General features: G+C 42.6%; 22 protein-coding genes, 2 pseudogenes and 1 other annotated feature. Of the genes and pseudogenes, 21 read left to right on the plus strand and 3 right to left on the minus strand.

Annotated elements, in window-relative coordinates:
* Positions 1–249: 249 nt before the first annotated feature.
* The 4 genes and pseudogenes from thrS (at position 250) to rplT (ending at position 3,635) form a co-directional block, all read left to right on the plus strand.
* The gene (gene thrS / locus JCM19038_RS16685) at positions 250–2,184 is read left to right on the plus strand and encodes a threonine--tRNA ligase (protein WP_042420259.1); all 1,935 of its coding nucleotides are present in this window, start codon (positions 250–252) and stop codon (positions 2,182–2,184) included.
* A gap of 119 nt (positions 2,185–2,303) precedes the next feature.
* Positions 2,304–2,427, plus strand: a sequence feature (ribosomal protein L20 leader region).
* A gap of 70 nt (positions 2,428–2,497) precedes the next feature.
* A pseudogene (infC, locus tag JCM19038_RS16690) lies at positions 2,498–3,018 on the plus strand (translation initiation factor IF-3).
* A gap of 28 nt (positions 3,019–3,046) precedes the next feature.
* Positions 3,047–3,247 carry a 50S ribosomal protein L35 gene (gene rpmI, locus JCM19038_RS16695; RefSeq protein ID WP_042359639.1) on the plus strand — a complete coding sequence of 67 codons (201 nt, stop codon included), beginning with the start codon at positions 3,047–3,049 and terminating at the stop codon, positions 3,245–3,247.
* A 31-nt stretch (positions 3,248–3,278) separates the two neighbouring features.
* Positions 3,279–3,635, plus strand: coding sequence for a 50S ribosomal protein L20 (gene rplT / locus JCM19038_RS16700; RefSeq protein ID WP_042420263.1), 357 nt, complete (start codon positions 3,279–3,281; stop codon positions 3,633–3,635).
* A gap of 105 nt (positions 3,636–3,740) precedes the next feature.
* On the opposite strand, the gene brnQ is transcribed toward rplT, so the two are convergent.
* The gene (gene brnQ, locus JCM19038_RS16705) at positions 3,741–5,045 is read right to left on the minus strand and encodes a branched-chain amino acid transport system II carrier protein (RefSeq protein WP_042420264.1); all 1,305 of its coding nucleotides are present in this window, start codon (positions 5,043–5,045) and stop codon (positions 3,741–3,743) included.
* Positions 5,046–5,179: 134 nt separating this feature from the next.
* Positions 5,180–5,590, minus strand: coding sequence for a hypothetical protein (locus JCM19038_RS16710; protein ID WP_042420266.1), 411 nt, complete (start codon positions 5,588–5,590; stop codon positions 5,180–5,182).
* 197 nt (positions 5,591–5,787) lie between these two features.
* On the opposite strand from JCM19038_RS16710, the pseudogene JCM19038_RS16715 reads away from it, so the two are divergent.
* Positions 5,788–6,871: pseudogene (locus JCM19038_RS16715) on the plus strand (M42 family metallopeptidase).
* 32 nt (positions 6,872–6,903) lie between these two features.
* Here the strand turns inward: JCM19038_RS16715 and sspI are convergent.
* Complete coding sequence (gene sspI, locus JCM19038_RS16720) at positions 6,904–7,110, minus strand: small acid-soluble spore protein SspI (protein ID WP_042420269.1); 207 nt, start codon at positions 7,108–7,110, stop codon at positions 6,904–6,906.
* A gap of 93 nt (positions 7,111–7,203) precedes the next feature.
* On the opposite strand from sspI, the gene JCM19038_RS16725 reads away from it, so the two are divergent.
* The 16 genes from JCM19038_RS16725 to trxA all read left to right on the plus strand — a co-directional run bounded on the left by JCM19038_RS16725 (position 7,204) and on the right by trxA (position 23,951).
* Positions 7,204–7,935, plus strand: coding sequence for an RNA methyltransferase (locus JCM19038_RS16725; RefSeq protein ID WP_042420271.1), 732 nt, complete (start codon positions 7,204–7,206; stop codon positions 7,933–7,935).
* 14 nt (positions 7,936–7,949) lie between these two features.
* Positions 7,950–8,741, plus strand: coding sequence for an SDR family NAD(P)-dependent oxidoreductase (locus tag JCM19038_RS16730; RefSeq protein WP_042420274.1), 792 nt, complete (start codon positions 7,950–7,952; stop codon positions 8,739–8,741).
* A gap of 348 nt (positions 8,742–9,089) precedes the next feature.
* Positions 9,090–10,124, plus strand: a complete 1,035-nt coding sequence (gene pheS, locus JCM19038_RS16735; RefSeq protein WP_042420277.1) for a phenylalanine--tRNA ligase subunit alpha — start codon at positions 9,090–9,092, stop codon at positions 10,122–10,124.
* A 27-nt stretch (positions 10,125–10,151) separates the two neighbouring features.
* A complete protein-coding gene (pheT, locus tag JCM19038_RS16740; protein WP_042420280.1) occupies positions 10,152–12,566 on the plus strand; it encodes a phenylalanine--tRNA ligase subunit beta in 2,415 nt (804 codons plus the stop codon).
* Positions 12,567–12,765: 199 nt separating this feature from the next.
* Positions 12,766–13,008 carry a cell division protein ZapA gene (gene zapA, locus JCM19038_RS16745; RefSeq protein WP_042420283.1) on the plus strand — a complete coding sequence of 81 codons (243 nt, stop codon included), beginning with the start codon at positions 12,766–12,768 and terminating at the stop codon, positions 13,006–13,008.
* Between the two features lie 3 nt (positions 13,009–13,011).
* Entirely contained in the window at positions 13,012–13,554 is a 543-nt protein-coding gene (locus JCM19038_RS16750) for a CvpA family protein (RefSeq protein WP_042420286.1), read from the plus strand.
* 11 nt (positions 13,555–13,565) lie between these two features.
* Positions 13,566–15,290, plus strand: a complete 1,725-nt coding sequence (gene polX, locus JCM19038_RS16755; RefSeq protein WP_042420289.1) for a DNA polymerase/3'-5' exonuclease PolX — start codon at positions 13,566–13,568, stop codon at positions 15,288–15,290.
* 54 nt (positions 15,291–15,344) lie between these two features.
* A complete protein-coding gene (locus JCM19038_RS16760) occupies positions 15,345–17,399 on the plus strand; it encodes an endonuclease MutS2 (RefSeq protein WP_307190054.1) in 2,055 nt (684 codons plus the stop codon).
* A gap of 26 nt (positions 17,400–17,425) precedes the next feature.
* Positions 17,426–17,668 (plus strand): Smr/MutS family protein, encoded by a 243-nt coding sequence (locus tag JCM19038_RS25155; protein ID WP_307190055.1) that lies wholly within the window; start codon positions 17,426–17,428, stop codon positions 17,666–17,668.
* Between the two features lie 15 nt (positions 17,669–17,683).
* Positions 17,684–18,097: a DUF350 domain-containing protein gene (locus JCM19038_RS16765; RefSeq protein WP_042420291.1), complete on the plus strand. Its 414-nt coding sequence runs from the start codon at positions 17,684–17,686 to the stop codon at positions 18,095–18,097.
* Positions 18,098–18,429: 332 nt separating this feature from the next.
* The gene (locus JCM19038_RS16770) at positions 18,430–20,151 is read left to right on the plus strand and encodes a long-chain-fatty-acid--CoA ligase (protein WP_042420293.1); all 1,722 of its coding nucleotides are present in this window, start codon (positions 18,430–18,432) and stop codon (positions 20,149–20,151) included.
* Between the two features lie 136 nt (positions 20,152–20,287).
* Entirely contained in the window at positions 20,288–20,884 is a 597-nt protein-coding gene (locus JCM19038_RS16775) for a TetR/AcrR family transcriptional regulator (RefSeq protein ID WP_042420296.1), read from the plus strand.
* Between the two features lie 23 nt (positions 20,885–20,907).
* Complete coding sequence (locus JCM19038_RS16780) at positions 20,908–21,669, plus strand: enoyl-CoA hydratase (RefSeq protein WP_042420298.1); 762 nt, start codon at positions 20,908–20,910, stop codon at positions 21,667–21,669.
* 21 nt (positions 21,670–21,690) lie between these two features.
* A complete protein-coding gene (locus JCM19038_RS16785; RefSeq protein ID WP_042359628.1) occupies positions 21,691–22,464 on the plus strand; it encodes an electron transfer flavoprotein subunit beta/FixA family protein in 774 nt (257 codons plus the stop codon).
* Between the two features lie 14 nt (positions 22,465–22,478).
* Positions 22,479–23,456: an electron transfer flavoprotein subunit alpha/FixB family protein gene (locus JCM19038_RS16790; protein WP_042420301.1), complete on the plus strand. Its 978-nt coding sequence runs from the start codon at positions 22,479–22,481 to the stop codon at positions 23,454–23,456.
* Positions 23,457–23,636: 180 nt separating this feature from the next.
* A complete protein-coding gene (gene trxA / locus JCM19038_RS16795) occupies positions 23,637–23,951 on the plus strand; it encodes a thioredoxin (protein ID WP_042359626.1) in 315 nt (104 codons plus the stop codon).
* The last annotated feature ends 63 nt before the right edge of the window (positions 23,952–24,014 follow it).

The raw sequence follows: 24,014 nt of genomic DNA on the forward strand, positions 1-24,014 counted from the left end.
GAGGACATGAATTTATCGATACGATTCACAGAGAGAAAAGCCTAGGCTGAAAGCTTTTTAACGCCGGTCGATGAGTTTACCCCCTCAGAGCTACAGTGATGAACGCGATGCTAGTATTTACTGTCGTTATCGGGCGTTAACCGATTCGAGTGCAGCAAATCAGCTGTATGAGGGTGGAACCGCGGGTATAAACTCGTCCCTATTTAGGGACGGGTTTTTTTCGTGTTTTAAATTAAAGGAGTGAATCGCATGTCTAATCAAGTACAACTTACATTTCCAGACGGAGCAGTTAAATCATTTGATGCAGGCGTCACGTTAGAAGAAGTCGCATCGTCCATTAGTTCTGGACTGAAAAAACAAGCGTTGGCTGGTAAGTTCAATGACGAATTGTATGATCTTCGTAGACCAATTAAAGAAGACGGGAAGATTGCAATTATCACTTACAAAGACGCAGAAGGGTTAGAAGTTCTCCGCCATAGTAGTGCTCACTTGCTAGCTCAAGCGGTGAAGCGTCTCTATCCAGATGCAACATTCGGTGTAGGACCTGTCATTGAAGGGGGTTTCTACTACGACATCGATACTGAGCATACGATCACACCAGAAGATCTTCCTAAAATCGAAAAAGAAATGAAGAAGATTATGGATGAAAACTTCGAGATCGTTCGAAAAGAAGTATCTCGTGAAGAAGCGAAAGCGTATTTCAATGAAATTGGCGATCCGCTTAAACTAGAATTGATCGATGCAATCCCAGAAGGCGAAACGGTTACACTTTATGAGCAAGGTGAGTTTACTGACCTTTGTCGCGGTGTACACGTACCATCTACGAGCAAGTTGAAAAAGATTAAACTGATGAATATCTCTGGTGCTTATTGGCGAGGAGACAGCAAAAACAAAATGCTTCAACGCATTTACGGGACTGCATTTGAAAAGCAGGCCGACTTAGATGAACATCTTCGTATTTTGGAAGAAGCTAAAGAACGAGATCACCGGAAATTAGGTAAAGAGCTCGAGATCTTCACAATCAATCAAAAAGTAGGACAAGGATTGCCATTATGGTTACCTAAGGGAGCGACAATTCGTAGAACGATTGAACGTTACATCGTCGACTTAGAAGAACGCTTAGGTTATGATCACGTCTATACACCAGTTCTCGGCAGTGTAGACCTTTATAAGGCATCAGGTCACTGGGATCACTATCATGAAGATATGTTCCCGCCTATGGAAATGGATAATGAAGACCTCGTGTTACGTCCGATGAACTGTCCACATCATATGATGGTATACAAAAACAACTTGCACAGTTATCGTGAACTTCCAATCCGAATCGCGGAACTTGGTACGATGCACCGTCATGAAATGTCAGGTGCACTTGCTGGTTTACAGCGAGTACGTGCGATGACATTAAATGATGCACACATTTTCTGTCGTCCAGATCAAATGAAAGAAGAATTCCTACGTGTCGTTGATCTTATTCAAAACGTGTATAGCGATTTTGGTATTAACGATTACTACTTCCGTCTTTCTTATCGTGATCCTGAAGACAAAGAAAAGTATGTCGATAATGATGAGATGTGGGATAAAGCACAACGTCTTCTAAAAGAAGCGATGGATGAGCGTGGTGCGGAATACGTGGAAGCAATCGGAGAAGCAGCATTCTACGGTCCGAAACTAGACGTTCAAGTAAAAACGGCCCTTGGAAAAGATGAAACATTATCAACGGTTCAGCTCGACTTCCACTTGCCAAATCAAATGGATCTCACATACATCGGTGAAGATGGAAAAGAACACCGTCCAGTCGTCATCCACCGTGGCGTTGTATCAACGATGGAACGCTTTGTTGCTTTCCTCATTGAAGAATACAAAGGTGCATTGCCAACATGGCTTTCGCCAGTCCAAGTGCAGTTAATTCCTGTTTCACTAGAAGTACATCAATCGTACACATCAAAAGTAGAAGATGCGCTTCGTAAAGTAGGCGTACGTGTTGAAGTAGATATGCGCGAAGAAAAGCTCGGTTACAAAATTCGAGAAGCGCAAACGAAAAAGATTCCGTACACGCTCGTACTCGGTGATAAAGAGCAAGACGCACTTGATGTGAACATCCGTAAGTATGGTGAAAGTGATACAGAGTCGATGCCACTCGATGCCTTTGTTGAACAACTAAAACAAGAAGCGCGTAAGTTCTAATAGTAGAAACTGGTAGTAAACCACTCGTTCGAGCGTTTCAACGAAGTGATTGCTTTTTTTAGAAGTGATGTTGACAATTAGTTATTCGTCCTGTATAGTAATGAAGTATTGAACATGTTGCACGCAAGCAGAAGCGCCCGCTTCTCACCTGCAAAACACCTTAGGGTCGTTACCAGGTAAGCAATCGAACGTGATGGCTATAAGTGGGCGTCGTATGTATACGACTCTCACTTTTTTTTATGCATAGCTAACTGTTTTTGTGAGCATGTTTAGATTCATATCGTTTCCTTACTAATGTCGGAGGTGGCTCACTATTCGTAAAGATATGAAGCTCAACGATGGGATTCGTGCACGTGAAGTGCGTCTCATCGACGCTAATGGCGAACAACTTGGTGTGAAATCAAAGCGCGATGCGCTTGAGTTAGCATCTAAAGCTGAATTAGACTTGTCCTTGTTGCTCCAAATGCAACTCCGCCTGTATGTCGAATTATGGACTACGGAAAGTTTCGTTACGAACAACAGAAGAAGGATCGAGAAGCTCGTAAGAAGCAAAAAGTCATTAACGTTAAAGAAGTGCGTCTTAGCCCAACTATTGAGGAACATGACTTCAATACAAAGCTTAGAAATGCACGTAAATTCTTAGAGAAGGGCGATAAAGTGAAAGCGGCAATTCGTTTCCGTGGACGCGCTATTACCCACTCTGAAATCGGACGTAAGGTTCTTGAGCGTCTTGCAACAGAATTAACGGACGTTGCAAGCATTGAGACACGCCCGAAAATGGAAGGTCGCAGTATGTTCTTAATACTTGCGCCGAAAGCTGAAGACAAGAAGTAGTCGCACAACAGCAAAGGAGGAAGTACTCATGCCAAAAATGAAAACTCACCGCGGTGCTGCAAAGCGCTTTAAGCGTACAGGAACTGGGAAGCTCAAGCGTGGTCATGCTAACACAAGTCACCTTGCAGCTGCTAAGTCTGAAAAGCAAAAGCGTCATCTAAGCAAACAAGCCGTTATGGATAAGAGCGATCAGTCTCGTATTGAGCAGTTGCTCCCTTACAAAAAATAAGTTATTTTCGTAAACTGAGGAGGGATTGACGATGCCTAGAGTTAAAGGTGGAACAGTCACACGTCGTCGTCGTAAAAAGATATTAAAGCTTGCTAAAGGTTATTACGGTTCCAAACATGCGTTGTTCCGCACAGCGAAACAACAAGTAATCAAATCAGGACAATACGCTTATCGTGACCGTCGTAATCGTAAGCGTGAGTTCCGTAAACTTTGGATCGCTCGTATTAATGCCGCTGCACGTCTAAACGGTCTTTCTTACAGCCGTTTAATGCACGGTCTTAAGCTTGCTGAAATCAACATCAACCGTAAGATGCTTGCTGATCTTGCTGTTAACGACAAAGACGCTTTTACTGCACTTGCAGACAAAGCAAAAGCTCAATTGTCATAATGAATGAACCCCTTGTGCATTGCACAGGGGGTTTTTTTTAGTATAGAGTATAGAGATCAGCGCAATACAATAACGCCCACACTAATGAAAGTGTGGGCGTTATTACTATTTCTTTGATACGAAAAAACCTACAATACCACCGAGAATTGCTGGAACGAGCCAACCAAATCCGAGGTCGCTTAATGGTAGCATAGAAGTTAAAGATACAATTGATTCTGGAAGTAACCCTGCCTCTTTCAAGCCATCTGTTGTACTGATAAGTGCAGTCATAATGATTACACCTCTATAAACGCTTTGACGTCCGCCGAACAGTCGGTCTGTAAACGCTAAAGCGATCAGTGCGATGATGATAGGATAGATAAACACGAGTACAGGTAGTGAAAATGCAATGAGTTGGTTAAGGCCCATGTTCGCGATCAGCGCACTGAACACCGTGAAGATGAGTACGAAACTTTTATATGAAATTTGAGGGAACCAACCATTAAAGTACGTTGAGCACGATGAGATCAGACCGACAGCAGTTGGGACACAAGCAAGGATTATCGTAATGGCGAGAATGACGTTTCCGCTTACTCCAAAGTACTCAAAAGCAGTGAGTTGCAATATCTGTCCACCGTTTTCTTGTGTACCGACGGCCGTTTCGCTGACAGCACCTAGATACCCAAGGCCAGTGTAAATTACCGCCAATAGTCCACCGGCAATTAAGCTTGCTTTAATGGTTACAGATCGGATGACCGTCTGATCGCTAATTCCTTGTGATTTAATCGTTTGTAAAACGAGAATTCCAAAAACAAATGCGGCAATCGTGTCCATCGTTAAGTACCCTTCGGTAAACCCAGAGAAAAATGCCAAGCTACTGTATTCCTCAGATGGCGCTGAAAATGTACCGAGTGGTCCAAAAATCGTTCGAGCTAATACGACCGCTAAAACGAACAATAAGATTGGGGTAATAATTTTCCCGATTCGATCGATGAATTTGCCTGGTGAGGCAGCTAGCCAATAGACAAACGCAAAATAGACAATTGTAAAAATAACGAGTGCAAGGCTCGTAACATTGTCTAAAAAGGGCGTTAAACCGACTTCAAAAGAAACAGTAGCTGTTCTTGGAACAGCGAATAAAGGTCCAATTGTCAAAAATGTTAGAGCAGTAAATGCAGTCGCAAAAATAGGGTGTACACGTTTACTAATCGCTTCAGCATCGTCTTTACCTGTATAGATGATTGCAATAACTCCAAGTACAGGCAAGCCAACTCCAGAAATCAAAAACCCAATAATTGCTGGCCAAAGTTGATCACCAGCTTCTTGTCCAAGTAACGGTGGAAAAATAAGGTTCCCTGCCCCAAAGAACAGAGAGAACAACATAAGCCCGATTAAGATCGTTTGCTTTGTTGATGATTGTGATGCTGACATAAGTATGTAATGCTCCTCTTTACAGTGATAAAGTCTAATGGAAACTATTCTATCATACAAAATGTCCCTTTCAAAACTTTTAGACAAGTGAAGCGCTTTCTTTTTTGTGGGAAAATGTGGAGAAGCAAAGGATGTCAGACAGACCCCTTTGCTTCTCGAGTTTTCTTGCGTTGCATGAGTTGTTTAATAGGGCTACGCCATTCCACTTGTGCATGTGAATAACGTTGCTTTACTTCCGATTCAAGATATAAGAAGTCTTCATATCCAAGCCCTTCAATTCTCTCTGTCCGCTTCGGGTCCATAACGACTCGAACGACTTCGAAGCTAGATTCAGCTACACTTACATACTTCTCTCCTTCAAACATAACCCCTCGGTACGTAATTAAGAAATTCTTTCGAACGTCGTCAGGGTCATCATAAAAATAAAACTCTTGCCGTTTATGGGCGACTTCAAGCTTGCGTGTAGAATTCGTAGCATAACGGTAAACAGAGTAGGCTAGAATAAATAAGGCCGCAGCTAAAAATGCGTAGAGTAGTAACGACATGATGCGCCCTCCAATCGATACAGGTTTACGTATATATACGTTGAACCTTAAGAAAACGTTTCATTACAAGTTACAATTAATATTCCACAACTTGTTGCACATCAAACATTTTAAAACGAGTGTAAGAAACGATGGATTGAGTATACCATCAATTGTCGGTATACTAGATGTATTGTACTAGAATGGAGGAATATGGAATGGTCAAGTTAACAGAGACGCAACAAATGCTCAAAGACTTAACAGATGCAAACGGTGTACCAGGCAACGAGCAAGAAGCACGTGACATCATGAATCAATACATAAGCCTTATGCCGATGAAGTAACGACGGACAACTTAGGTAGTTTAATTGCTAAGAAGGTCGGTAAAGCAGGGGGACCGAAAGTGATGGTTGCGGGTCACCTTGATGAAATCGGCTTTATGATTACACAAATTGATGATCGTGGGTTTTTGAAATTTCAACCTTTAGGCGGTTGGTGGGAGCAAGTGATGCTCGCTCAACGAGTAACGGTCATGACGAACAAAGGAAACATCACAGGGGTAATCGGCTCTAAGCCCCACACATTTTACCTGCTGACCAACGTAAGAAAATGGTCGAGAAAAAAGACATGTTCATTGATATTGGTGCAAGTAACCGCGAAGAAGCGGAGTCATTTGGCGTACGTCCAGGAGATTCTGTCGTACCAGTCTGTGACTTTACCGTCATGAACAACGAGAAGCTATTAATGGCAAAAGCTTGGGACAACCGAATTGGATGTGCAATTGCGATTGAAGTGTTAAAGCAACTTAAAGATAGCGATCATCCAAATGAAGTGTACGGAGTTGGAACCGTTCAAGAAGAAGTTGGTTTACGCGGTGCAAAAACGTCATCTCAAGCGATTGAGCCAGATATTGGTTTTAGTGTGGACGTTGGGATTGCAGGCGATACACCAGGTGTATCGAAGGCAGAAGCACAAGCAGAAATCGGGAAAGGTCCACAAATTCTCGTTTATGACGCTTCATTAATCTCTCATAAAGGTCTTCGAGAGCTTGTCGTTGATACGGCTGATGCTGAGAATATTCCTTATCAATACGATGCGATGGCTGCAGGAGGGACAGATGGCGGTGCAATTCAACTAACGGCTAATGGTGTTCCGGCACTTTCAATCTGTATTCCGACACGTTACATTCATACGCATGCAGGCATTTTAAATCAAGATGACTTTGATAATGCAGTTAAATTAATTGTAGCTGTCATTAAGAAGCTCGACGCTGAAACTGTTAAAACGCTAACATTCAAGTAAAAAAAACACCCCATTTGGGGTGTTTTCCCGTTTTATTTCACACCTGTTGAAATCTGTTCAACAATTTGTTGCTTAGCTGAATCATCAACTTCGTTCCAATAGACTTCAAATAAAACGCCTAACCCAGGAAGCATTTTCTCTTCGCCGCTAGAAATGGCATCGGTAATGGTTGCTTCAATTTGTGTTGCGTCACTTCCAGAAACGTTGTCTAAAATTGCATGTCGTAAATTTAATCCCATTATAGATCCTCCTTCAGTCATTGCAGGTTTCATTATAGGATGAGGTGAACGAGGGAATCTTATACATCATCGAAAGAGGTGAGTACGTTGATTATGTCAGCGAGCAATCCTAAAATTAAGCAAATCAAGAAATTACAGCAAAAAAAGTACCGTCAAAAAGAGCAACGATTCCTCGTTGAAGGACCGCACCTTGTGGAAGAAGCAATTAAGGCAGGTCGCGCTGATTCATTGCTGCAAAGTGAAAGTGCAAAACCACTAGCAATAGAAACGGCGATGGAGCCACTCCTTGTGAGTGATGAAGTAATGAAAGGAATCAGTGCGACAAAAACATCACAAGGCTGGCTGGCGGTTTGCAAGTTGCCAGACGAAAGCCTCCCAACTGAAGGGAACGTATTGTTCATTGATGGTGTACAAGACCCTGGGAATCTCGGTACGATCATTCGCACAGCTGAGGCTGCTGCTATTGCTGGAATCATTATTAGTGAAGAGACGGTCGACCCGTATAATGACAAAGTTATTCGCTCAACTCAAGGAGCCATTTTTCATCTTCCGATTGTTCGTGCCGATTTACGTGAGCAAATGATCGCACAACAACAAGCTGGAAAAGTGATCATCGGAACAGCAATGAAAGGTCATCATTACCGGGAGATTGATCTTGAGAGTCGTGACTTCGGTTTGCTAGTTGGTAATGAAGGAGCTGGAGTTTCTAATGAATTACTCGCGCTTACTGATGAGAATGTTACGATCCCGATTGTTGGTCAGTCAGAATCATTGAATGTTGCGGTTGCAACAGCCATCCTTATTTATCAATGGTCGAACTTATAATAGGAGGAATTTCAATGGTTTTCTCAAATGATGCCCTTCAAAATGAACATATCGTTGTAACAGGTGCGACAGGTGGAATCGGTTACGAGACCGCCATACTCGTAGCTAAATTAGGGGCTTCAGTAACAGTTACTGGTCGCAATGAAAAAAAGCTAAAATTACTCGGTGAAGAACTTCGAAAGCATACGGAAAACTATTTCGTCAAACGTACAGACATAGCGGTTGAAGAAGAACGTCAAGGCATCGTAAGTACTGCTGAAGAAAAGCTAGGTCCGATCACAGGGCTTGTTAATGCTGCAGGGATTGCTGGCAATTATACCGTTGAAGAAGTTACAGCAGAGCAATTACACGACTTTATGGAGTTAAATTACGTATCACTAGTCATGTTAAGTAAGCTCGTGTACCGTTCCATGAAAGCGAACAAAAAAGGTGCAATCGTAAACGTCTCTTCGCTTTCTGGATTACGGGGAACGTATGCTAACACGGCGTATTCTGCAAGTAAGTTTGCGGTGATTGGTTTTACGCAATCGTTTGCATTAGAAGCTATTGAATACGGTGTTCGTGTGAATGCTGTTGCACCTGGAATTGTGGATACAGAAATGGGAAGAGCGGTTATTGAACGTAAAGCCGCACAACAGGGCCGTACGTATTCAGAACAAAAGCAACGTACCGAAGATACCTATCCGACACAAAAGTTAATCACGCCACAAGAAGTCGCCCGCACCATCGTTTACTTGTTAACGGATGCTACAAAGAGCATCGTTGGCGAAACCGTGAAGATTAGTAGCGGAAGTTTAATGAGGTAAACATGATTTGTTAACCGCCCCTCTTGCAAGTGCAACAAAAACCCTCTATACTATACTGCAACTGAACATGATTCAACACGTTGATAGAGAGTAGTAAAGTGAACACTGACTGACAGGAAGGAAAGACCATCGATTGGAAGTCTTTCTCTTTAAAGATCACTTGAATTCACTCTGGAGTTGGCACCGGTCACAAGGTGTCCCGGTTGACTACCGTTATGAGTTCATAAGTGATTGGTTCGTTCGTGAGAGCTGATAACAAGGGTGGTACCGCGAAACCTTCGTCCCTTTTTGGGCGAAGTTTTTTGCGTTCAATTACGATGTTGAAGCAAGGAATAAAGGAGGAGCACGATGATTGATCGATTAGAAGAGTTAAAGCTTGAGGCTCAAAGCGCTGTAACAAGCAGTCAAGACAAAAAAGAACTTGAACAAGTACGTATTAATTATCTTGGTAAAAAAGGACCCATCACTGAAGTACTAAGAGGGATGGGCAAGCTTTCAGCAGAAGAACGTCCTGTCGTTGGTCAAAAAGCCAATGAAGTGCGCGAAGCAATTCAAGCATCCATCGACAGCAAACAAGCATTTTTCGAAGAAGCAGAACTGCAAGAGAAACTTTCAGCAGAAAAAATTGATGTGACGTTACCCGGCAAGAAAGTCGAAGCTGGATCCCCGCATCCCCTAACTGCAGTCGTTGAGCAGATTGAAGATATTTTTGTAGGACTCGGGTTTGAAGTCACAGAAGGTCCTGAAGTGGAGCTAGATTACTATAACTTTGAAATGATGAACTTGCCTGCAGACCACCCTGCACGCGACATGCAAGATTCATTTTATGTATCAGAAGATACGCTTTTACGTACACAAACGTCTCCGGTACAAGCGAGAACGTTGCAAGCAGCCAAAGGTGAAGGGCCGGTTCGAATTATTTGTCCAGGTAAAGTTTATCGTCGTGATGAAGATGATGCGACGCACTCTCATCAGTTTATGCAAATCGAAGGTTTGTACGTAGACAAACACGTGCGAATGAGTGACTTAAAAGGCGTATTTGATACGTTTGTTAAAGAATATTTCGGCAGTGATCGTGCCATTCGTTTACGTCCAAGTTACTTCCCGTTTACAGAGCCATCGGCTGAGATTGACGTGAACTGTGGCGTATGTGGTGGTGATGGTTGCCGCGTATGTAAGCAGTCCGGTTGGATTGAAGTACTCGGTTCTGGAATGGTTCACCCACGAGTTCTTGAAATGAATGGGTTTGACCCAGACGTCTATTCAGGCTTTGCATTCGGAATGGGCGTGGAACGCTTTGCGATGCTAAAGTATGGCATTGATGATATTCGTCATTTCTACACGAACGATACGAGATTCTTATCACAATTCAAACACGTTTAATCGATAAAGAAAGAAGGTGAAGGGAACATGCTCGTTTCCTATCAATGGTTGCAAGATTATGTGGATCTTTCAGGAGTATCTCCTGAAGAAGTAGCGGAACTTCTTACTCGCGGCGGGTTAGAAGTGGATCATATTCATCGTTATCATGACGGCATGGACGGTGTTGTTGTCGGTAAAATTACGGACTCAGGACCTCATCCAGACGCAGACAAATTAACGATTTGCCAAGTTGACTTAGGTAATCAATCATCACAAATCATTTGTGGTGCGACAAATGCCCCGAAAGCAAGCAAAGTTGTGGTTGCGAAGCCAGGCACGGTACTTCCAGGTAACCGTGTTATTGAAGCAACAGAAATTCGTGGTCAAAAATCTGAAGGTATGATTTGTGCATTAGATGAGCTCGGGGTAAGCGAAAACCTTGTTTCGAAAGAACAACAAGATTTAATTATCGAGCTGCCAGACGATGCTGAAGTTGGCAGTGATGCCCTTGAATATCTTGGGTTGAACGATGTTGTTCTAGAGATTGACTTAACACCCAATCGTTCCGATGCACTAAGTATGCTAGGGGTCGCTTATGACATCTCAGCGTTACTAGATCGTCCGATTAAAGTGCCTGAAATTGAACACGGTGCCGTTCGCAAAAATGCGATCGATCAAGTGAGTGTGACGGTTGAAGCTGGAGTAGATGTTCCGTATTACGGAGCAAAGATTATTAATAAAGTAACGATTGCTCCGTCACCATTATGGATGCAAATGCGTCTCGTTGCAGCAGGGATGCGTCCTGTAAACAACGTCGTTGATATTACAAACTATGTAATGCTTGAAACGGGTCAACCGCTTCATGCGTTTGATTATGACCGTTTTGGTTCAAAGGAAATCGTTACTCGCAGAGCGTATGCGGGCGAAACGATGACGACGTTAGATGAGCAAGTACGCACATTGAATGAAGAAGACATTGTGATTACAAACGGTCACACACCTACAGCACTCGCGGGTGTGATGGGTGGAGCAAGTTGTGAAGTCATTGAAACGACAGAGAATATCTTATTAGAAGCAGCCCAATTTGATTCGGTTCGTGTTCGCAATACAGCCAAACGAACGAACTTACGTAGTGAGTCAAGTACACGTTTTGAAAAAGGGTTGGATGCACAAGGGACAGTTCAAGCTGCTGAACGTGCGGCCTATTTATTAGAGAAGTATGCGGGTGGCGCTGTTCTAAACGGGATTGTCGAGTCTGGAGAAATGCCAGTCTTCGAACAAGAAGTTGAGCTAAGTTTAGGCGCGGTCAACACGAGACTTGGAACAGAACTTGACCAAAAAGAAACAGAAGAAATTTTGTATCGTCTCGGTTTTGGTGTTGAAGATTTAGGGGATCGTTGGAGAATTTCAATTCCTTCAAGACGTTTAGACATTAACATTCAAGAGGATTTGATTGAAGAAATCGCAAGAATTTACGGTTATGATCGAATTCCGACGACGTATCCAGTTAGTGAGCGAAGCGCGGGTCGTCTATCGAATACACAAAAGCTCAAACGAAAAGCGCGTCGCTTCCTTGAAGGAGCAGGGCTAGAAGAAGCAATTACGTATTCGTTGACGAGCGAAGAAAAATCGAAACGTTTCCGACTTGATGAGTTTAGCGATGACGTACGCGTTTTAATGCCGATGAGCGAAGAGCGTAAAGTTCTACGTCAAAGTCTATTACTGCAGTTGCTTGATAGCATAAGTTACAACAAAAACCGTCAAAACAACGACCTTGCGTTGTTTGAAATGGGAGCGGTGTTCTTACCAAACCCAGGAGAGAAGCTTCCTTCTGAGCTTTGGCATATCGCAGGAGCATTTAGTGGCAATTGGACAGCTGCTGCTTGGAATAAAACAGCAGAACCTGTTGATTTCTATACAGCTAAAGGCATTGTGGAAGGGTTATTAGAACAATTAGGATTAAATGAAGGTGTGACTTACCGAGTCGCTAAACGTGAACAACTTCACCCAGGACAAAGTGCAGATGTGCTCGTGAACGGGCAGGTTGTCGGCTTTATCGGTCAACTTCATCCGACATTTGCAACGCGTGAAGGACTGCCTGTAACGTATGTGTTTGAACTTCGTGGTGAGGCGCTTTTAACGGAACAAGACAAAACGATGCGTTACGATCCGCTTCCACGTTTCCCAGCAATCAAACGTGACTTTGCAGTCGTTGTTGATGCGCAAATTGCAGCATCTGAAGTACAACACGTAATCTATGAAGCAGCAGGCGCGTGGGTGAAAGATGTCACTCTCTTTGACGTTTATGAAGGTGAACATCTAGAACCTGGCAAGAAATCTCTTGCGTATTCAGTGACGTTCTTAAATAAAGAACGAACGTTAGTGGATGAAGAGATTGCAAACGTTCATGAGACGATCGTTGAACGCCTGCAATCGAAGCTCGGTGCAAGTCTACGAGGCTAATTATAAGTTAGAAAGCAATCGTTGCCGTCGAACGGTGGCGATTGCTTTTTGTTATGTGTAACCGAAAGGGCTCGAACATCGTAAACATTAAGGAGATGACATTTTCTTCTCTGTCTGATTTTGGTATGATGAAGCATAGGACTGACAAGTTTCGGATTCACAAGGCATCACGGTGTGGTGTTTGGAGGAGGCGTAAAAAGTGACGGGGAAAAAAAGAACAACGGTTACGATTTATGGACATCAGTATACGATTGTTAGTGACGAGTCAGAGACGCATGTCCAAGAGGTTTCACAGCACGTACATCAAAAGATGAAAGAAATGAAAAAGGTCAACCCTTTTATAGATACGTCAAGACTTGCAGTGCTAGCGGCAGTGAACATCGCCGATGATTATTTGAAGCTAAAAAAAGAACTGGAATTACAAACAAAAAAAGAGGATTAATCGATGTTAAGTTTACTATTATTACTACTACTCATTACGAACTTTTTTATTGGGTTACGCAGAGGGTTCATCTTGCAATTGTTTCACCTTGTAAGTTTCTTCGGATCTCTAATCGTTGCGTACTTGTTTTACCAAGATATTGCTGAATACTTACGACTTTGGTTGCCTTACCCGCAATTTCTAGACAACCCTGACAATATGTTAATTTCAGCATTTAACTTTGAAGCTGTCTATTATAATGGCATCTCGTTTGCGCTTCTGTTTTTTGCAACGAGGATTCTACTTCATATTCTTGCATCGATGCTAGATTTCGTGAGCCATTTGCCAATCCTTCGTTCCATTAATCGTTTGCTAGGTGCCGTTCTCGGGTTTATTGAAGCGTATCTTTTAATATTCGTTTTGTTAATTGTCGCTGCGTTACTCCCAGTTGACGCTATTCAAGAAGCAATTGCCAACTCATCGATTGCTAGATTAATGATTGAACAAACCCCGTTTTTATCGGATTGGTTAAAGACGTTGTGGATATCCCCGATTGAACAGAGTTAAGGAGTGACAAGATGGATAAAAAAGCGGTCATTAAGACATTAGAAACGATTGCCGTTTATATGGAAATCGCAGGTGAGAATCCATTCAAAACGTCTGCATACCGAAAAGCTGCCCAAGCGTTAGAGCGTGAAGAGCGTACGCTAGATGAAATTGAAAAGCCAGAGAATTTGACAGGGATCGGCAAAGGAACAGCGAGCGTCATTACTGAACTTAAAGAAACCGGTGAAACTGCTGTTTTAAATGACTTAAAAGAGCGAGTTCCAGCAGACCTCCCCTCACTTTTGCAACTGCCGAGCCTTGGCGGTAAAAAGATTAATAAGCTTTACAAAGAACTCGGTATTACCGATGTAGATACACTTAAACTAGCTTGTGAGCAAGGACAAGTCCAAGCGTTAGCAGGCTTTGGTAAGAAAAGCGAAGAGAAGATTCTCGCAGCACTTGAAGAAGTAGGAAAGCGGCCAGACCGACTGCCAGTTGCGTTTATGCTAGACGTTGCGGATCAGGTGGAAGAAGAGCTCTGTTCGTTTACAGGCATTACACGCTTTGAAAGAGCAGGGAGTTTACGAAGAGTAAAAGAAACGATTCGTGATGCTGATTATGTGATTAGCACGACTGAACCGGACGTTGTACGTGAGCAATTAAGGTCACTTCGTGACACGTTTGAAGTCATTGCAGATGGGGATACGAAAGTATCGTTAACGCTTGAAAAAGAGTATCGTGTAAATGTTGATTTTAGACTCGTTAATGATGAAGAGTTCGCAACAGCGCTACACCATTTTACAGGTTCTAAAGATCATCACTTACTCATGCGAAAACGTGCGAAAGATCTAGGGCAAAAGATCAACGAGTACGGTGTAGAAGACTTGAATGAAGAAAAGCTGCATCAATTCGAGACAGAAGAACAATTTTTTCACCACTTCGATCTTCATTACATTCCTCCAGAAGCTCGAGAAGGAACAATTGAATTAGATTGGTTTAAGGAAGACCGCCCGCTCATTGAAGAACGTGATATTGTAAGTGATCTTCACATGCATACGGTCTGGAGCGATGGTGCTAATTCAATTAAAGAAATGGCTTTAGCAGCTCGAGATCAAGGGTATGGCTACATTGTTATTACCGATCACTCGAAGTATTTACAAGTTGCGAACGGTTTAACAGAGGAACGTCTACTACGACAAATCGAAGAAATAAAAGCGGTCAACGAAGAAGTAGACGGCATTCACATTTTCGCAGGTACAGAAATGGATATTAAACCAGATGGAACGCTTGATTTCGATGACGAGATCTTGTCTCAACTCGATTTCGTAATTGCGAGTATCCACTCTTCGTTCCAGCAATCCCAAGAAACGTTGCATGAGCGATTAGACAGCGCATTGAACAATCCGTATGTCCATTTAATTGCCCATCCAACGGGACGAATTATCGGTCAACGTCCAGGGTACGATGTCGATGTGGATTGGCTTATTGAACGTGCGAGCGAAACAAACACGGCACTTGAGCTAAATGCGAACCCTAATCGGCTCGATTTAACCGCGGATTCTTTACGAAAAGCACGTGACAAAGGGGTGCGGGTTGCAGTAAATACGGACGCCCACCGAAAAGAAATGCTCAACCATATGAGCGTTGGTGTTTCAACGTGTAAAAAAGCATTTCTCACACGAGAAGATGTGATTAACACGTATTCACTTGAACAATTTAAACAATACATCGGAGAAAAGCGGCGACGCTTTCAATAGATGAGGTGAACGGTCATTCAAAAGACGATGTTACACACATTAGAATATAAAAAAATGAAAGAACAGCTCCTCACTCACGTAAGTTCAGCACTCGGGCGAGAACGGGTTGAGCAATTAACACCAGAGAAAGACGCAAACGAAGTAAAACGCCTTCTCGATGAAACGTATGAAGCGACAGAAGTATTGCGCCTTCGCGGTCATGTGCCACTCGGTGGACTGCATGACATTCGCTTTGAAGTAAAACGAGCATCACTCGGAAGTGTGCTCGATGCAAAAGCGATTAATGAAACGGCAGATACGATTCGTGTAGGCAATCAATTAACCCTGTTCATGCAACGATTGTTTGAAGATGAAGAAGACATGCGACTACCGAATCTAAATGGAATGATCGAACAGATTCTGCCATTAAAAGAGTTGTACAATACGATCAGAAAAGCGATCAGTGAAGAAGGATACGTAATAGATAGTGCTAGCGCTGAACTACGTGCAGCAAGACAGCAAATTCGTACCTTTGAATCAACCGTACGTTCTAGACTTGAACAAATTATCCGTTCTAGTGACGCAGACACGAAGTTATCTGATCGAGTCGTAACGGTAAGAAATGATCGTTACGTGATACCGGTTAAAGCTGCGTATCGCCATAGTTACGGCGGGATCGTGCACGATCAATCTGCATCTGGACAAACCGTGTTCGTAGAGCCGCAATCGGTCGTAAACGCGAACAATCAGCTTCGTGAAGCACGCTTAAAAGAACGTAATGAGATTGAGAAGATTTTGCGTGAACTGTCACTTGAAGTTGGCGCAGAGTCAGCTGTTTTACTCATTAACGTTGAGCAGTTAGCGACGATTGATTTCACATTTGCAAAAGCTAAGTACGCCAAAAGCATTGCGGCGATTAAACCGAAGATTAATGAAGAGTATTACTTGCACTATCCAAAAGCAAGACATCCATTACTCGATCAAGAAACGGTCGTTCCAACTGATTTAACGCTCGGTCGAGAGTACACATCACTCGTGATTACTGGACCGAATACAGGTGGAAAGACGGTTGCATTAAAGACGACGGGCTTACTCACATTAATGGCACAATCAGGATTGTTTTTACCAACGGATGAAGGTGCGGAGGCGACTGTGTTTGATTCGATTCATGCAGATATCGGTGATGAGCAGTCGATTGAACAAAACTTAAGTACGTTTTCGTCGCATATGACGAATATCGTGTCCATATTAAAGAGTGTTGACCATCGTAGTCTCGTTCTCTTTGATGAGCTCGGTGCCGGTACGGACCCACAAGAAGGTGCAGCGCTTGCAGTTTCGATTTTAGATGAAGTGCATGCAAGAGGGGCGCGTACTGTGGCGACAACCCACTATACAGAGCTTAAAGGTTATGCGTATAACCGTACAGGAGTTATGAATGCAAGCGTGGAGTTCGACGTGGCATCACTTAGCCCGACGTACCGTTTGTTGATTGGGATCCCTGGTCGAAGTAACGCCTTTGCCATTTCCCGTCGATTAGGTTTAGATGAATTCTTAATTGAGGCAGCAGAAAAGGAACTAACTGCCGATACGAAGCAAGCTGAGCAGATGATTACGTCGCTTGAAGACCAGCAACAAGTCGCTCAAGTAGCGAAAGAAGAAGCTGACGAATTAAGACAATCTGCTGAGAAACTTCATGAAGAGCTTGAAGAAGCATTCAACGATCTTGAACGCAAAAAAGAACGCATCTTAAAAGAGGCGGAAGAAAAAGCAGCGGAAGAAGTTGAACTTGCTAAACTGCAAGCAGAGGAGATTATTGGCCATCTACGCGAACTTCAAAAGCAAGGCTCTACGATTAAAGAGCATGAACTAATTGATGCGAAGAAAGGTTTAGAAGATGCAGCTCCGAAGCTTACGAAGAAACAAAAGCAAGTGAAACGCAAAGCACAAAAGGCGGCATCATTTATCGACGGTGAAGAAGTGTTTGTTCAACGCTTTAATCAAAAAGGACAAATTCTTGAAAAGGTATCTGATAAAGAGTACCTCGTACAAATCGGTATTATGAAAATGACTGTAACGGTCGAAGACTCCAAAAAACCGAACAACCGAAACAAAAGGAATTGCGTCCTGTAACACGCGTTCAGACGAGTGGCAGTACCGTGAAGCCAGAGCTCGATCTTCGAGGAGAGCGGTATGAGAATGCCTTGTCTCGCTTAGAGAAGTATTTGGATGAAGCAGTGCTTGCAGGTTATCCAACAGTCCATATTATTCATGGAAAAGGGACAGGAGCACTTCGAAAAGGGGTTAAGCAATACCTTGCAAAACACCCAAGTGTTAAGTCAACACGTGACGGAGGCATGAACGAAGGTGGAATCGGCAATACCGTTGCGGATCTAAAGTAAGAAAGGGTCATGTTCATGGCAGCATGGATGGAAATGACGTGGGTAATGATTATTGCTCAATACAGCGTCACAATACTCGCATTGATTGTATTTATGGTCGTTTTTGAATGGATTACCCCGTATAAAAACTGGGAATCGATTCGATCAGGGAATGTAGCTGTTGCGATGGCAACAGGTGGGAAAATTCTAGGTGTCACGAATATTTTTCGGTTTTCAATCGAAAATAACGATACGCTTTTGCAAATGCTCATGTGGGGAAGCTTTGGATTTGTTTTACTCGTTGCCGGCTATTTAATCTTTGAATTTTTAACGCCGTTTCTAAAAGTCGATGAACAGATCGCTTCAGACAATCGCGCTGTAGGTTTATTATCGTTGATTCTTTCATTCGGGTTGTCCTATGTAATCGGTGCAGGAATTACGAACTCATAGGGGGAAGTATGGAGAAACTTTGGAAGATCCTCGTTGTTTGCTGTGTCGGCTTTATGTTGGCAGGGTTTATATATTTAATTGTAGCGACGTAATAAAGATGTTTTTACCCACTCGAATGGTGACGTTCGAGTGGGTTTTTTATATTAGAAATCGAGTCTTTTGATTGATGTCATTCGTCATAGATGATCCGTAAATAAACATGACCTACATGTAAAAAATCAGTTACGAATAGGACATGCTATACATGAAATATTCATAATACACTTAATAATGATAGCGTTTTCAGATGAAAAATGTAGACTATATGTATGACTATTTCAAGGAGGCCAACGATGACACAAGAACAAATTGCGCACAACTGGTTTCAGTATTATCCTAAGGATGTTGCACAAAGTTATCGCTATTCCGAGAAGGCTTTATCTGATTATTTAGGTGAAGTAGCAGAGAGGAATCCAGATGAAAAGGCCGTTCAATTTATGGGGACGAATGTTACCTATAAAGAGGTTTATGATCAGGCCAGACGTTTTGCAAACGCTCTGCAATCCAAAGGAGTAGTAAAGGGCGACCGAGTGGCGATCATGCTCGCGAACACACCGCAGTCGGTGATTTGTTATTATGGCGCGATGCTTGCGGGCGCTGTTGTTGTTCAAACAAATCCATTGTATGTGGAGCGAGAAATTGAACATCAGATGGTTGACTCTGGTGCGAAAGTACTCGTTTGTTTAGACATGGTATTTCCTCGTGTTCAAAAAGTAAGAAACAACACGCAACTTGAGCATGTGTTTGTCACATTCATCAAAGATTATCTGCCGTTTCCGAAGAATCTAATTTATCCATTTATTCAAAAGAAAAACCTCGGGATGAAGATTGAAGTTGATTATGATGAACAAACACATAATTTGAAACAAGCGCTTGAAGCAACAACGAATAAGTACAAGAAAGTCGACATCTCACCACAAGAAGATTTGGCGTTAATTCAATACACGGGTGGAACAACTGGCACACCTAAAGGTGTTATGTTAACCCATTACAATCTTGTCGTTAATACAGAGCAATGTACGAAATGGACATATCGTTCTGATGATCCTAACCCACATGAGAAAGTGTTAGCCGTGCTACCCTTTTTCCACGTGTATGGAATGACGGTCGCATTGAACCTAGCTGTAATGAATGGCTATACGCTCGTTATTTTGCCAAAATTCGACCCGAAGCAAGTATTACAAACGATCGAAAAGCACAAAGTGACGCTTTTCCCAGGTGCACCAACGATGTACACAGCGCTCGTTAATCACCCTGATATCGATAAACATGATCTTTCATCGATTAAAGTCTGTCTAAGTGGTGCAGCGCCTTTACCTAAAGAAATTCAAAAGAAATTCGAAGAGAAAACAAAAGGACGCTTAATCGAAGGGTACGGTTTAACTGAGACGGCTCCAGTTGCAGCCTCAAACCCAATTTGGGAAAATCGCAGAAATGGAAGCATCGGTTTACCGTGGCCAGATACTGAACTTGCAATTTTAGATAGTGAGACCGGTGAATTTCTAGAAACAGATCAAGTCGGAGAAATTATCATTCGAGGTCCACAAGTGATGCAAGGGTATTGGAAGCGCGAAGAAGCGACTAAAGCCGTTTTCCATGAAGATTGGTTTAAAAGCGGTGATATGGGATACCAAGATAAAGATGGCTATTTTTACATTGTTGACCGTAAGAAAGATATGATTATCGCAGGTGGGTTTAACATCTATCCTCGCGAAGTAGAAGAAGTGTTGTATGAGCACGACGCGATCCTAGAATGCGCTGTTGTTGGTGTTCCAGATGAATACCGAGGCGAGACGGTCAAAGCGTTTGTGGTCACAAAAACTGGAAAAGAAGTAACTGAAGAAACATTAGAGTCATTTTGTCGAGAAAGACTTGCTGCCTATAAAATCCCACGTATTTATGAGTTCCGTAACGAACTACCAAAAACACTGGTTGGAAAAGTGTTAAGACGTGTGTTAGTTGAAGAAGAGCAGAAAAAAGCAGAAGAAGCTTTATTGTCTCAAAAAGAAAACTAAAACTAGTGGCAGCAGTCCGGTAAGCTTCATCCGGACTGTGATCTTTGTTTATACGATTGACAAGCAATCGCACATTCAGTAAAATTTATGAATGAGTAATCATTCATAATTGTTGGACATAAGGGAGTAGCCGCACATGGCAGTAGATAAACGAAATTCTGAGAAGTACCACTTGATTATTGATGCAGCAGTGACAGTTATTGCAAAACACGGCTACCATCATGCGCAAGTCTCCAAAATTGCAAAAGAAGCGGGAGTTGCAGACGGAACGATTTATCTTTATTTCAAAAACAAAGAAGACATTCTCATTTCGTTGTTTCGCTTGAAAATGGGAACGTTTATAACAACGATTGAAAAGCGTCTTGAAACGTGTTTTGATGCAAAAGAAAAGCTACGATACCTTGTCGAAATGCATTTGTCGCAACTTGCAGAACAACCGGACCTTGCTGTTGTAACTCAGCTTGAACTTCGGCAATCTGCCCGCGAACTTCGTCTAAAAATAAACGATGTTCTGAAAGGGTATGTGCAAGTTATGGAGAATGTTATAGATGAAGGGAAAGCCGAAGGAATCTTTCAAGAGCAACTTGATACGAAGCTAGCTCGTCAGATGTTATTTGGTACGCTTGATGAAATTGTGACAAATTGGGTCATGAAAGAAGGAAAGTTTGACTTAGAGTCACTTTCACAAGAAACGTATCACATGCTCTTAACAGGCTTTCAGAAGTCATCATGATCGAGAGAGGAGCCTTTCAAATTATGATTGAAAAGAACAAACAAGGAGCGGTCTTGTGGTTAACCATTAAGCACCCTCCTGCAAATGCTTTGTCGACGAAAGTATTGAAATCTTTAGATGAAGCGATTACGGAAGCTGAAAACAATGAAAGCGTACGAGCCATCGTTTTGCACGGTGAAGGGCGTTTTTTTGTTGCAGGAGCTGACATTAAAGAGTTCCAAGGGAGCTCAGGTCAAGCACTTGCAGAAAATGGTCAATTATTGTTTAATAAGATTGAACAATTAAAAAAGCCAGTCATCGCTGCGATCCATGGGGCTGCTCTTGGTGGTGGTCTAGAATTAGCGATGGTCTGTACGATAAGAATCGCTACAGAAGATTGCAAATTAGGCTTACCAGAGACGAACCTCGGTTTGCTCCCTGCATACGGAGGTACACAACGGCTACCGAAGCTTGTAGGACCGCATAAGGCAACTGAAATGATGCTTACTGGCATTCCGATTACTGGTGTACAAGCACATCAGTGGGGACTAGTAAACGACGTTGCGAAAGATGAATCTGAGCTCCTAGAGAAAGCCGGCATTCTTGCCGATACGATTGCCAGCAAGAGCACAGTAACAACTTCACGCATTCTTGATCTCATTCAGCATGCTGCGAGTGGTCAATCTTTAGAAGAAGGCTTAAAGAAAGAAGCGAAATATTTTGATGAATGTTTCGATAGCGAAGATTCTAAAGAAGGCATTACAGCATTTCTAGAGAAGAGAAAGCCAGTATTTTCTAATCGTTAATTCTAAGGAGGAGGAAACCAGATGAACATTTTTGTGGTTATGAAACGTACATTCGATACGGAAGAAAAGGTAGAGATTAAAGACGGTCGTGTCGATGAGGAAGGTGCAGAATTTGTCATTAACCCTTATGACGAATATGCAATTGAAGAAGCCATTGTCCTTAAGGAAGCAAACGACGGTGAAGTTACCGTTGTCACTGTCGGAGACGAAGAGGCAGAGAAAGAGCTTCGCACAGCATTAGCAATGGGTGCAGATAAAGCTGTACTTCTTGATACAGAAGACCTTGATGATGAAGTTGATCATTATACGATTTCTGAAATGTTAGCGGCTTACTTCAAAAACCAAGAATTTGATATTATTCTAGGTGGAAATGTCGCTGTTGATGATGGCGCTGGACAAGTTGCCCCTCGACTTGCAGAGCTTCTTGATATCAACCAACTGACAACGATTACAAAACTTGATATTGATGGAACAAAAGCAACGGTTGAGCGTGACGTTGAAGGGGATGTTGAAGTTGTCGAAACAGAACTTCCACTTCTTGTAACGTGTCAACAAGGCTTAAACGAGCCACGTTACCCTTCATTACCAGGCATTATGAAAGCGAAGAAGAAACCGCTTGAGACGCTTGACCTTGATGATCTTGATTTAGATGAAGATGAGCTAGAAGCGAAAACAAAAACGGTCGACCGCTTTTTGCCACCAGAAAAGCAAGCAGGTAAGAAGCTTGACGGTGAACCAGCAGAACAAGTGGAAGAACTCATCAAATTGCTCAGAACCGAAGCAAAGGTCATATAAGGAGGAATTACAACATGTCTAAAAATGTACTCGTACTTGCAGAATCAAAAGATGGAGAACTACGTAACGTTTCCTTTGAAGTGATTGCAGCTGGAAAGAAAATTGCTGGAGAAGGTTCGGTAAAGGCACTTCTCGTCGGTGAAAGTGTTGCATCATTTAGTGAACAGCTTATTCAACAGGGAGCAGATGAAGTTCTTGTTGCTGAACATTCAGACTTGAAAACGTATACAACAGACGCGTATAAGCAAGTGTTGTTACAAGTAATTGAAAGTGAAAGTCCAGATGCGCTTTTAATTCCACACACGTCTTCTGGTAAGGACCTTGCGCCTCGTTTAGCTGCAAAGCTATCGTCAGGACTTGTCTCAGACGTAGTTGATATTGAAGAAGTTGGCGAAGAAGTGATTTTCACTCGTCCAATCTACTCTGGTAAAGCGTTTGAGAAGAAGAGCGTATCAAGTGGACTCGTCTTTGCAACCGTAAGACCGAACAACATTGCAGCGCTTGAAGTTGATTCTTCAAGAAGTGGTGAGACGAAAGAAGTTTCTGTAGATTTGAAAGACTTACGCACAGTCATCAAAGATATCGTGAAGAAGACGAGTGGTAAAGTCGATCTTGCGGAAGCGAAAGTCATCGTTGCTGGTGGTCGTGGAGTGAAGAGTGCAGATGGATTTAAGCCACTTGAAGAACTTGCAGACATTCTAGGTGGAGCAGTTGGTGCTTCACGTGGTGCTTGTGACGCTGAGTATTGTGACTACTCGTTACAAATCGGTCAAACAGGAAAAGTCGTTACACCTGAACTTTATATTGCTGTAGGTATTTCTGGTGCAATTCAGCATTTGGCAGGAATGAGTAACTCGAAAGTGATCGTTGCGATCAACAAAGATGAAGAAGCACCAATCTTTGATGTTGCAGATTACGGCCTTGTTGGAGACCTCTTCGACATTCTTCCGATCCTCACTGAAGAGTTTAAGAAAGTAAAAGCAGGAGCGTAACAACCTTAAACACACCAGATGTCATTTCTGGTGTGTTTTTTAATACCACTATTGACCAAATGAGCGCGTTCACGTATAAATGAAAAAGTACATCGAAGTGTAAGCAGATTATTTCTCACGAAGTTTTACGAATGCTATACTTACGGTGTGGAAAGATAGAAATGAAAGGGGATTATCACAATGGCAATTGTAAATGTTACGGATCAAGACTTTGCAGAGCAAACGTCCCAAGGCGTCGTACTTGCAGATTTTTGGGCACCATGGTGCGGACCTTGTAAAATGATTGCACCAGTACTTGAAGAAATTGACGGAGAGATGGGCGACAAAGTCAAAATCGCTAAGCTCGACGTTGATGACAACAAAGAAACTGCAGGAAAGTTTGGGGTTATGAGTATCCCAACATTGATGGTCTTTAAAGACGGCGAGCAAGTAGAACAAGTTGTAGGTTTCCAACCGAAAGAAGCACTTGTTGAATTGCTTCAAAAACATCTATAAAGTAGAAGAAAAAGCCTGATTCGCTTCAGGCTTTTTTTCTACTTTTCGGTGAAGGGGAGGTGT

Source organism: Geomicrobium sp. JCM 19038 (assembly GCF_000698125.1).
Taxonomy (GTDB): Bacteria; Bacillota; Bacilli; order Bacillales; family Marinococcaceae; genus Geomicrobium_A.